At 36.8% G+C, this 11,053-nt stretch carries 9 protein-coding genes; 6 read left to right on the top strand and 3 right to left on the bottom strand.

All coding sequences use genetic code 11. The features are described from left to right. Both porM and porN read left to right on the top strand, forming a co-directional pair. Positions 1–1,458: type IX secretion system motor protein PorM/GldM (gene porM, locus E1140_RS05135; RefSeq protein ID WP_155179793.1), on the top strand; the 1,458-nt coding region annotated here is incomplete at its 5' end. Positions 1,459–1,466: 8 nt separating this feature from the next. Further along, on the top strand, positions 1,467–2,366 hold the full coding sequence (gene porN, locus E1140_RS05130; RefSeq protein ID WP_221412639.1) for a type IX secretion system ring subunit PorN/GldN: 900 nt from the start codon (positions 1,467–1,469) through the stop codon (positions 2,364–2,366). Between the two features lie 32 nt (positions 2,367–2,398). Here porN and uvrC read toward each other — a convergent pair whose 3' ends face one another. Genes uvrC through porW form a run of 3 tightly spaced genes read right to left on the bottom strand, consistent with a single transcriptional unit; the run spans position 2,399 to position 9,023 of the window. Further along, on the bottom strand, positions 2,399–4,195 hold the full coding sequence (gene uvrC, locus E1140_RS05125; RefSeq protein ID WP_155179787.1) for an excinuclease ABC subunit UvrC: 1,797 nt from the start codon (positions 4,193–4,195) through the stop codon (positions 2,399–2,401). Further along, entirely contained in the window at positions 4,196–6,493 is a 2,298-nt protein-coding gene (locus E1140_RS05120; RefSeq protein WP_155179783.1) for a penicillin-binding protein 1A, read from the bottom strand. Continuing rightward, positions 6,480–9,023: a type IX secretion system periplasmic lipoprotein PorW/SprE gene (porW, locus tag E1140_RS05115; RefSeq protein ID WP_155179780.1), complete on the bottom strand. Its 2,544-nt coding sequence runs from the start codon at positions 9,021–9,023 to the stop codon at positions 6,480–6,482. The genes E1140_RS05120 and porW overlap by 14 nt, the downstream gene beginning before the upstream one ends. A 146-nt stretch (positions 9,024–9,169) precedes the next feature. Here porW and E1140_RS05110 point away from each other — a divergent pair, with 146 nt between their 5' ends. From E1140_RS05110 to E1140_RS05095, 4 genes are all read left to right on the top strand, one after another. Beyond that, positions 9,170–10,039 carry a M23 family metallopeptidase gene (locus E1140_RS05110; protein ID WP_246202710.1) on the top strand — a complete coding sequence of 290 codons (870 nt, stop codon included), beginning with the start codon at positions 9,170–9,172 and terminating at the stop codon, positions 10,037–10,039. 11 nt (positions 10,040–10,050) lie between these two features. Then, complete coding sequence (locus E1140_RS05105) at positions 10,051–10,485, top strand: bactofilin family protein (protein WP_155179777.1); 435 nt, start codon at positions 10,051–10,053, stop codon at positions 10,483–10,485. Beyond that, positions 10,436–10,678, top strand: coding sequence for an AtpZ/AtpI family protein (locus tag E1140_RS22085; protein WP_155179774.1), 243 nt, complete (start codon positions 10,436–10,438; stop codon positions 10,676–10,678). The genes E1140_RS05105 and E1140_RS22085 overlap by 50 nt, the downstream gene beginning before the upstream one ends. A gap of 40 nt (positions 10,679–10,718) precedes the next feature. Continuing rightward, positions 10,719–11,053 (top strand): DUF6168 family protein (locus tag E1140_RS05095; protein WP_155179771.1); only part of this gene is annotated, 335 nt, incomplete at its 3' end.

The raw sequence follows: 11,053 nt of genomic DNA, 5'->3' as shown, positions 1-11,053 counted from the left end.
CAGATGCAAGGAGAAGAAATCGTTGAGAAAAATGTTGGTCTAGTATCTGCAATCAACTCTGAAGTTGAGAAAAAAGGGAATAGACCTGATGATAAAAAAGCTTTAGATAAAGCTAAACAAGTTCGTGAAATGACAGCTGAAATTAAGAAGTACATGAATGGACTTCGCGATCAGTTTGTTGAAATTACTGGAGGTAAAGATGAAAATGGCCAATTAGTTGGTGCTAAGGACGATGAAATCGTTAGTAGTTTTATGGTTACTCAAGGTAACGGTACTGAGCTTAAGAAGAAGTTGAACGACTACTCAAAAAAGTTGACAGAGTTGACTGGAGAAGCATTTACTCCTTTGGCTAGAGATGCTAAGGATATTGACATTGCTAAGAATGATCCTGATCAGGCAAATAAGACTTTTGAAGAGTACTATTTCATGAAAACACCAACTGCTGCAGGTATGGCTACTATTAGTCATCTTGAGACAGAGCTATTGAATTATGAGTCAAGAGCTCTTAGTGATTTGGCTGAGCAAGTTGGGGCTAAGGATGTTGAGTTTGATCAAATCGTTCCTTTGGTACGACCTGCTTCAAATACCGTAGCAGCAGGAGCTAAATTTGAAGCTGAATTATTTATTACTGCATCTGCTTCCGGTCTTAATCCTACATTTATGTATGATAACAAAGAGGTGGAATCAAGTGAAAACGAGGCAGGAATTAAGTATGGTAAAATTGAATTTACTGCAACGCCTGGTAATTATGATTCAAAAACTTTATTAGCTGAGAAAAGTTTCGAAGCTGAGATAGAATTAAATGACTCTACATATAAGATTAACCATAAGTATTTCGTTGTAAAACCAGTTATTCAGGTTAGATCTGCAGCTTTATCTGCGCTTTATATGAATTGTGGTAATGAGCTTGATGTTCAAGTTCCAGCGTTAGGTACTAGTTATAATCCTTCATTCTCTTCTGGAGATGCTTCTATTGTCAAAGGTAATAGAGCAGGTTTAATTACAGTTGTACCTAAGGGAAGAAGTAAGGTTAAACTGACAGTTAGTAATGCTGGTAGTACATTGGGTACTGAGACGTTCGATGTTAAGAAGGTTCCACCACCCAATATCAAAGTTACAAATAGAGGTAGACCTGTTGATTTTGAGAAAGGTGTAAGCGGAGGGGCCTTAACCGAAGTGCGTGTTTCTGCTGAAGCAGAAGAGAACTTTGCTAGAGAAGTACCAAAGGATGCCAGGTACAGAGTTTCAAGAGTTGAAGTAAAACTGGCAAGAGCTGGTAGACAAATTAAGGTTCAGAACTTCACTTCTGAGAGTGTAAATCTAACTTCTTGGAGAAGTCAATTCAGACCTGGGGATCAGTTGATTATTAAAGTAGAGAACGTTACTCGTAGAACTTATACGGGTGAAAACGAAAGAGTAAAACCTTTGACTACTATTTATAGTATTCCAATTAACTAATAAGAATGATGTTTAAGTTGAAGAATTGTTTGTTGGTTTTAATGGCAAGTTTCTTGTCAATGCCTGCATGGGCGCAGTTGGGGGATGTAGAGCAATACAACCCTAACTCAATTGACCCTATTGCTAGGTATGAGCACCTTTTCAAAAGAAGGGTGTGGAGAACTGTTGACCTTAAAGAGAAGCAAAACAAAGGTTTTTTTGCTCGTGGTGGTGAGATAACATTGTTTATACTTAATGCTGTTAAATCAGGTGAGATAAGCGAGATTTATGTAAACGATTCTTTAAAAACTAAAATGACAAAAGATGACTTCATGAAGTCATTGGTTCAATTGGAAGGTCAGGAATTCCCTGCATGGGAAAACGGTGCTACTTACTATGAAGGTGATCGAGTTTCTTATAATGGTATGGTTTATACAGCCATATTTGATGAAATTTATTCAGCACCTGATAATCCAGATGATTGGGAGCCGAATCCAGGCGCAGGAGCTGCCGTTAATTATCTTCCAAGAGATATAAGCAAAATGAGAATTATGGAAGATGTAATTTTTGATAGAAGAAGATCAAGATTATATCACCAAATTCAGTCTATACAATTTTTTATTCCTGGTGACAAGACACAAGATGGTGTTGAGAAACCGTTAGGTGTATTTAAATACAAAGAATTATACAATGTGTTTAGAGATCATCCTGAATCTGCTATCTGGATAAACAGATATAACAGTGCAGAGAATAAGAATTTTGCAGACGCATTTACTTTGAGGTTATTTAGAGCATCACTTTTTAAGTTTGAAAATCCAGATGATGATCCAATCATTGATATGTACAAAAACCGTAAAGAAGCTGTAATGGCATCTGAGTGGTGGGAAATGCAATTGATGGAAAAGGAACACAACTTATGGGAGTATTAATACTCACATAATTATATAATATTAAAGGAGGCTTAGGCCTCCTTTTTTTGTTTTAGGTATTTCCAGATTTTATTCGCTTTACTGACTCCAATCACGTCTATTAGTGCTTCTTTGTTGGCTGCTTTAAGTTTCTTTACCGATTTGAATTTTGATATCAGCTGCTCATAGGATTTCTGCCCGATACCTTCAATGTTTGTTAATTCATTTGTAATACTTGACTTGCTTCGTTTATTCCTGTGAAAAGTGATAGCGAACCTATGAGCTTCGTCCCGAAGGCGTTGCAGCAGCATAAGAGATGATGATTTTTTACTTATGTGCAGCGGATGTTGATCTTCAGGGTAGTATATTTCTTCCAGTTTTTTAGCTATTCCAATTATTGGTATTTTACCATACAGGTGAATAGCTTTAAGTGCTTCGCAGGCGCTGCTCAATTGTCCTTTTCCGCCATCAATAACAATCAGCTGGGGTAAGGAGTGATCTTCCTCTAATAGTCTCTTATATCGTCTCCCTACGACTTCTTTCATTGAAGAAAAATCATCCGGCCCAATGACTGTCTTAATATTGTAATGTCTATAATCCTTTTTCGCAGGTTTACCATTTTTAAAACAGACCATTGAAGCTACAGGATTGGTTCCTTGAATGTTACTATTATCGAAACATTCAATGTGTTTAGGTAATTCGGATAGTCGCAGATCTTTTTTTAACTGTTCAAGAATAAGAATTGATTTGTCATGTATAGGCTTACTTAATATCTTGTTCTTTTTAAATTCAAGAGCATTTCTCAGTGAAAGTTTCACTAACTTGTTCTTATCACCAATTTGAGGAACACTAGAGACAATATCGCCAATTGTGAATGGTATATTGCTGTATATTTCTTTTTTGGTGTCTACCTCCTCTTTTAACAAGTTGAATGCTACTGTTTCAAGTATCTGTTCGTCCGATTCGTCAAGTGCTCTTTTAATCTCATAGGTCTGAGCTGTTGTTATCGCACCATTGTGAATACTTAGAAAATTGATGAATGCATATTTCTCGTCAGATACTATTGAGAATACCGAGATGTTAGAAAGTTTGGGGTTTACAACAGTAGACTTAGATTGGAATTTTTCCAAAAGATCAATTTTTTCCTTTACCAATTGAGCTTTTTCAAATTGAAGATCCCCAGCGTAGACGTTCATGGTCTCGGTAAAATGATTTTTAACAACTGAGAGATTGCCTTTTAATATATTTCTGGCGCTGTTAATATCTTGATTATAATTTTCTTCTGTTTGAAGTCCTTCACAAGGGCCTAAGCAATTTCCAATGTGATACTCCAAGCAGACTTTAAAATCCCCATTGGTAATTTTACTTTCTGCTAAGTTGAGCTTACAGGTTCTGATAGTATATAGTTTACGAATCAGTTCCAGGACATTATTCATAGCTACAACACTGGAATATGGACCAAAGAACTCACCTTTTGATTTGTTTAATTTTCTCGTTGTGATGATTCTTGGAAACCTTTCATTTACAATACAGATGTAAGGGAATGTCTTATCATCCTTAAGAAGGATATTGTACTTAGGCTGCTCTTCTTTTATTATATTATTTTCTAAAAGGAGGGCGTCAAATTCACTGTTAACAATAGTGAAATCAAAGTACTTAATCTCACTAATTAGTTTATGGGTTTTTCTATTATGATTTGAGCTTTTATTAAAATAGCTGGCAACTCTTTTTTTAAGGCTTTTGGCCTTACCAACGTATATTAAGTTTTGATCCTCATTAAAGAATTTATAAACTCCTGGTGAATTTGGGAGTACACTTTTCTGGTTAAGGTTATAACCGGAGAACTTCATTTAGTTAATGCTATTCGGATCCCAAGCTGGTTCTTCAACAACTGTACTATCTGAATCAACTGTGCCATATCTGCTGCAATCTAAGGCAACATCTATTCCTCCTGGAGGCTGCTGAAATTTACCTTTTTCATAACCTAGAGTTGGGTCACTATAAACGCTACGCATATATTGGTCCCAAATTGGACGTGCGGTTTTTGAACCTTGACCTAAGGACCAGTTTCTAAAGTGAATACTTCTTTCGTCACCGCCTACCCAGACTCCTGATACTAGGTCTTTAGTAACTCCCATGTACCAACCATCTGATGCATTGTTAGTAGTTCCTGTTTTACCTCCAATTTCATTGTCTATTTTTAATTCCATACTTAGGCCCTGTGAACTTCCTCCGCGTTCTTCGACACCACCCCTAAGCATATATAGCATTTTATAAGCGGTTTGAGGGCTTATAGCTTGCTTGGTTTTAGGAACAAAATTTTCGATGACATTACCATTTTTATCTTCAATTCTACTTATATAATAGGGCTTAGTCGATATCCCCATGTTAGCAAAGGTGCTGTAAGCACCTACTAATTCGAAGATCGATACGTCATTCACACCTAAGCACAAAGAGGGAACCGCTTCTAACTCACTTTCGATACCTACGCGGTGTGCAAAGTCGACTACATTTTGTGGTTGAATTTGCTGCATCAAAAAGGCTGTCACTGTATTTACAGACCTGGCTAATCCCTGCCTAATTGTCATTAGCTCACCAGATCCATAAGTGCCATCGTGGTTAGGGGGAGACCATGTTGGAGGATCACCTACAACCTGAAATGTTACCATAGCATCAGGCACTTCATAGCAAGGAGGGTAACCATTTTCGACAGCTGCGCCATATACAAAAGGTTTAAATGTTGACCCTGGCTGACGCTTACCTTGTCTTACATGGTCATACTTGAAGAATTTGTGATTGATGCCGCCTACCCAAGCCTTAATATGCCCTGAATGAGGATCCATGGACATCATGCCTGTGTGTAGAAAGTGCTTGTAGTATTTTACTGAATCTAATGGACTGAGAACTGTATCAATCTCACCTTCCCATGAAAAGACAGTCATCTTTCTTGGTAGGTTCATTACTATCTTAATAGAGTCATTGCCTGCACCATATTTTTTTACCAGTGCTCTGTAATGTTCTGTATTTTTAAATCGGTTTTCTAGAAACCCAGGGATTTCTCTGCCTTGCAGATCGCGCCAAGGGTTTTGCCCTTTCCAATGCTCATTAAAAACTTTTTGAAGATCTGCCATATGTTTTTCAACAGCTTCTTCTGCATATTTTTGCATTCTGCTGTCAATGGTTGTATAAATTTTCAATCCATCTTCATATAGGTCGTATCCGTGCTCTTGTGCCCATAATGTCAATTCAGTTTTTATCATGGACCTAAAATAAGTGGCAAGTCCTGTGTTGTGATTAGAAACACCATAGCCAGAAACGTCTATTGGCAGTTGTTTTAAAGAGTCAAGTTCTGTTTGATTTATATGCCCATGTCGATATATCTTATTCAGCACTTGATTCCTTTTAATTATCGACCTGTCATAATTGTAGATTGGGCTAAAGGCAGTTGTACCTTGTAAAAGGCCAATGATTACAGCTGATTCTTGATAGTTTAAACTGTCTGTGGGTTTAGCAAAGAATGTTTCTGAAGCTGTTTTTATACCAAAGGCATTGCTACCAAACGAGACAGTGTTAAGGTACATGGCTAGTATCTCTTTCTTAGTAAAGTTTTTCTCCAGGCGGGCAGCTATTATCCATTCCTTTGTTTTAATAATGACTTGCTTTAAACCAGGCACATTGTACAAAAGACCTTCGTTTTCAGACATTGTATTAAAGAGGTTTTCCGCCAACTGCATGGTTATTGTACTACCCCCACCAGCATATTGAAAAGTAAGAACACCTGTTACAGCTCTTAAAAGCCCCTGCAAATCAATACCTGAGTGCGTTTGGAATCTGTGATCTTCTGAAGCCAGCAATGTATTGACTAACTGAGGAGATAGTTCTTCATATAAAGCCTGACTTCTATTATACCGATAGTACCTTCCAAGTGAAGTGCCATCAGATGAAATAAGTTCGGATGATAAATCGTTTTCCGGATTTTCCAAAGACTTAAGGCTTGGCATGCCGCCATATAGTCCTCCCAAGTCAATGCTTACTGTAAAAATAAAAAGAGGCAATACTATCAAGCCAGTTATAGCCAGTATCCATATTACCTTAAATGCTATTTTAATTTTAGAGTTTGGTTTACCCAGTTTCTCAATTAATTCCATTGATATAGTTTTTTTCAAAAAACTTCAAGTACGCGTCCAAGTCTTTGCTTTGATAAAAGATATTGAAGTTGTCTTTTGTTATTACAAATTTATAAAACTTTGAGTTGCGTTTAGCTTCATCGATAGGATCAGATTTGATAAAGTCTGAATAATACTGAAAGGCGTCAATCTTATTTTCAAAATCAGAAACTAAAATCATAGCCAATTCATCATTCAAAATGAGATTACTGGTTTTCAAATTCAATCCAGAAAATTTACCATTATAATTGTCAATAGCCTGGCTGATGGCATCAGTTAACCCTGATTTTAGTTCGTAGACATACACTAAGTAGTGAGACTGTTCAAGGTACTTCACATACTCGGTGCCTAGGCGCTTTCGCTTGCGTTCAAGAAAACTTCTTGACGCTGTTAATAGTTCTTCTGCATAAGGAGCTACTTCGCTGTCGGGATTGCTCTTAATGAACTCTGATAATTGATATTGGTACAGGTTAATATCCTCTGTTTTTCCCGTGACAAGTATTTTAAGAAGTTTCAAACGCGATGTAAAGACAGTTTCTTCATAATTTTCAATGGCATCATTAAGAATGTATAATGTGGTATCATAGTTCTCCTGAGTGAAATAGCCATATGCCTTCTCGTAGATTTTCTTTAGCTTTTCGTTAGTAGCTGTACTTTCCTCAGTATAGTTCGGGTTAGCTATTAACTTAGCATAGACGGTATTTGGGAAATCATTGAGCAGTTCGTTTTTGTAAGTATTATATTCTTCATTATTTAGCTCTTTGTATATAAGATAAAGCTGATATAAAGCTTCTGGTTTATTCTCCGTTTCAGGAAATCTCGTAATCAGAGTCTTAAAAGCATCTGCTGAATTTACATCTTCTTCAAGATCATATTTGTAAATGTTGCCAAGAGCATAATACGCTGCTTCTATCTTATTGAGGGATTCTTGTTTGGCGTCTTCTGAAAATGGAATTTCTCGATATAAAGCATTTAAATTGGCTCCGGCATCAATATTTGCAGAGGTTTGGCCATTAGCTACATCAGTATTTTCCACAACATCAGTGGGGGTGCTATTTACATTCAGTGACTGGACTGATTCTTTAATTGATCTCCTCCAGTTATCTTCTAAGGGTCTCTCGCCCCAGATTCGTTTAAATTCAGATTGACCAAGTGCTACAGCGGAGGGATTTCCAAAATACCATCCCGTAGAACTAATACCCGTGTTACTATTAAAGGCCGATGCTTGTGTTCTTCTTGCTTTCCTTTCCTCCTTTTTTTGCTGCTCTTTTCTTTTCTCCGCCTGTTCGTCAAGATAACTATTAAGTTTTGCAGTAATAGCAGCCGAATCTAATGTTGATAATCTCAAAATACTATCCTGTACTTCTATGGTTTTGAGATTTTTAACAAACTCTCCTAACACTTGCTGACGAGCTTTTATGGACGTTATGTTTTCAAAATCTTGCGGAAGAGCCTGTATGGCACTATCATAATAAGCTTGTGCTAATTCGTAACTTCTTAGGGTGTCATAATATACCTCGCCCAGTCTTAAATACGATTGCCCTTTCTGTCTTTGATTACCGATACTACTGGCAATGGATGACTCAAAGTTGTCAATAGCTTTGTCGCGATTACCCTGTTTTAATTCAAACTCGGCAATTTCAAAATAGATTTTGTCTTTGAATTCCTTGTTTTTAGAGTCTTTAAGAAGGCTATTCAGTACTTTTCGTGCAGCTCTCACGTCACTTGATTTTCCAAGCTCAGTTACCTGCGCCATATTTAGTCGGGTGTAAAAATCAAGTTCATACTCAGGGTTGCTGGCCAGACATTTACGGTAATAGTTAAAGGCCTCTGCATCAAAGCCGAGCTCCTGATAAATCTGTCCTATGATAAAGTATATCCTACCCTTACCATCTTTTCTTTTGAGTAATGGAGCAGCAAGTACCAGGTTGGACACCATTTTATTATAATCTTCCTTAACCTGATAATGATGCGCCTGATTTAGATACAAAAGCTTTTGATTTTGCTTATTGAGTTTTTCTTTTTTGATATAATCCTCAACAGCAACAGCATTTTCAAATTCCTGATAATCTACGAATGTTCTTAGCAATCTTATAAGTGCCTCATGTCTTGCGTCATCATCTTCACTTTCTGTGTTCACGAATTTGAAAGTCTCAATGGCATTCACATAGTCAAGGCTGTATAGACGCGCTCTTCCAATAAAAATATAGCTGTCATCTACCCACTTACTATTTTTATGTCTTTGTATGGCAATGGAAGCTTTCTTAATACAGTCGTCAATTTTTTCTTGGTAGGTGGTAGCGAGTGTACTGTCAATCTCGGGGTATATTCTTAAAATGTTGTTGTAATCGTTATCAACATTCTCTTTTAGAACCGCTTCGATCTCCTTAATTCTCTTTTTGGCATAGAAATATGCATTATACCTGGCGGTGGTATTATGATATGTTTTACTTAAAACATTTTTGCGTTCTGCCGAGCAACCATCCAACAACAGGGCCATTAAAATAGCCACTGAAAAAAATAAAAATTGTCTTAAATGTAACAAGAGGACCTGTTTTCGTTTAACCTGTAATGAAACGTAAAAAATGGCATATTTAATACAATAATAGTTTATAATATCTATTTTTGCCGTCCTTCAAATTTAAATAAACACTCAATTTGAAAGCTAGAAAGACACTTTCGAGCTGGTTAGTCAACAGATATCTGCTAATTATCAGGAATGAAGAAAACTTCGCAGAAAAGACTACATTCAGCTTTACTTATGCTAAGGTAATACTCTTAACCGTCACAGTATTTATACTATTGATGGCGTTGAGTCTATTTTTAGTTAAGACCTTGTTGGCGCAGTGGTTTGATCCACGTCATGCTCAAATGGAGGCGAACAAAAAGTTATATGAGCTTGCGGTTAAAATGGATTCACTTTCTCAGGAAGTTGAGGAGAAGGATAATTTCATTATGAACTTTCAACGTGTGCTTAGAGGAGACACCTCCGATGTATATGAAAGCTATGAAAATACAGCCACATCAACAGATCAAACCATAGCGGCTTCTGTAGATGTTAATAAGCTGTCTCCTGTTGACTCACAATTCAGGCAAGAATTTGAGCAAACGGACCTGTCATTACTCAATTTTAACTCGGCTTCTTATAATGAGCTTCAAGAGATATTTTTCTTTTCCCCTATATCGGGATTTGTATCCGCACCTTATCGCGTAAAGGAAGGACATTTTGGGGTAGATATTGTTGCAAAGAAAAACGAGCCAGTAAAATGTGTGGCCGATGGTACCGTTATAATGGCATCCTGGACTCAGGATTCTGGCTATGTTATAGCTGTTCAGCATCGTGGCAACCTGATTTCCGTATACAAGCATAATGCTGAATTATTGAAAAAAGTTGGTAATTTTGTGAATGCCGGTGAGATTATTTCCATTATTGGGAATACTGGAGAACTTACAGACGGTCCGCACTTACATTTTGAGTTGTGGTCTAATGGAAACTCTGTGAACCCGGAAGAATTTGTAACCTTTTAAATTTAAATATAATGTTTGCCTCAAAAGAAGATCATAAAGTAGCCGAAGAGATAAGCAATTCAAGCAATATCATAGGAAAGGGCACCATACTGGAAGGTAATATTGAAACTTTCGGAAATATAAGAATAGAAGGTAAAGTAATTGGTAACATAAAGACCAAATCAAAAGTAGCTTTAGGTCAGTCATCTCACGTTGAAGGTAACATACTGGCTCAAAATGCTGAAGTAGCTGGAGAAGTTAAAGGCAAAATTGAGGTGACAGATATTTTAATCCTTAAGCCTACTGCGGTTATTCATGGTGACATTATTACAAATAAGATCATTGTTGAATCTGGAGCTACATTTAATGGAGGTTGTAAAATGGGAGTCTCACAAAAGGAAATTAAGATAGGAGACAATGGCCAAAGCAACACCACCCTCAGACCCCAAGGAGTCAAAGCCGTATAATTCGATAATTAAATACTCGGGGCTTGCCCTCCAAATGGGAATCACCATTTATTTAGGGAGTTTGCTAGGAGGGTATTTAGACGAGCGTTTAGAAAATGAAGCTTCACTATATAGTAAGGTAATCACACTGCTAGCGGTTTTTCTTTCTATTTTTTCTGTAATCAGGCAAGTTCTCAAGGATAGTAATGATTAAAAGGTTTATTTTTTCATCATTTATAGTCAGCCTGATCACAATGCCACTTTATCTTGGCCATCAGTATATATTAAATAGTGCATCAATTGAGTTAGGGTACAATTTATTAGATGCCTATCTATTTTATTTATTGGCTTATATATTGGTAACTACTGCTATTGAGCTCGTAAACAAGCTTCAACCTATATATACCGGAATGGCCTACATGTGGTCATTTGTGATTAAGCTAATATTGTTTGGAGCGCTGTTTTACTCTAAGTTATTTGAGAAAGTGGTGTTGCCATATGAAGATCGGTTGTCAATAATTGCACCGCTGTTGATCTACATTTTGTTTGAAGTACTATACTGTGTGAAGGTTATTAAATTAACAGAGCA

The sequence above is a fragment of the Fulvivirga lutimaris genome (assembly GCF_009711525.1).
GTDB classification, from domain to species: domain Bacteria; phylum Bacteroidota; class Bacteroidia; order Cytophagales; family Cyclobacteriaceae; genus Fulvivirga; species Fulvivirga lutimaris.
This window is presented reverse-complemented; position numbering and strand designations above follow the sequence as displayed.

Coding starts and splice junctions, on each gene's coding strand:
- porN (WP_221412639.1), top strand. CDS start 1,467: ATGTTTAAGTTGAAGAATTGTTTGTTGGTTTTAATGGCAAGTTTCTTG.
- uvrC (WP_155179787.1), bottom strand. CDS start 4,195: ATGAAGTTCTCCGGTTATAACCTTAACCAGAAAAGTGTACTCCCAAAT.
- E1140_RS05120 (WP_155179783.1), bottom strand. CDS start 6,493: ATGGAATTAATTGAGAAACTGGGTAAACCAAACTCTAAAATTAAAATA.
- E1140_RS05105 (WP_155179777.1), top strand. CDS start 10,051: ATGTTTGCCTCAAAAGAAGATCATAAAGTAGCCGAAGAGATAAGCAAT.
- E1140_RS22085 (WP_155179774.1), top strand. CDS start 10,436: ATGGCCAAAGCAACACCACCCTCAGACCCCAAGGAGTCAAAGCCGTAT.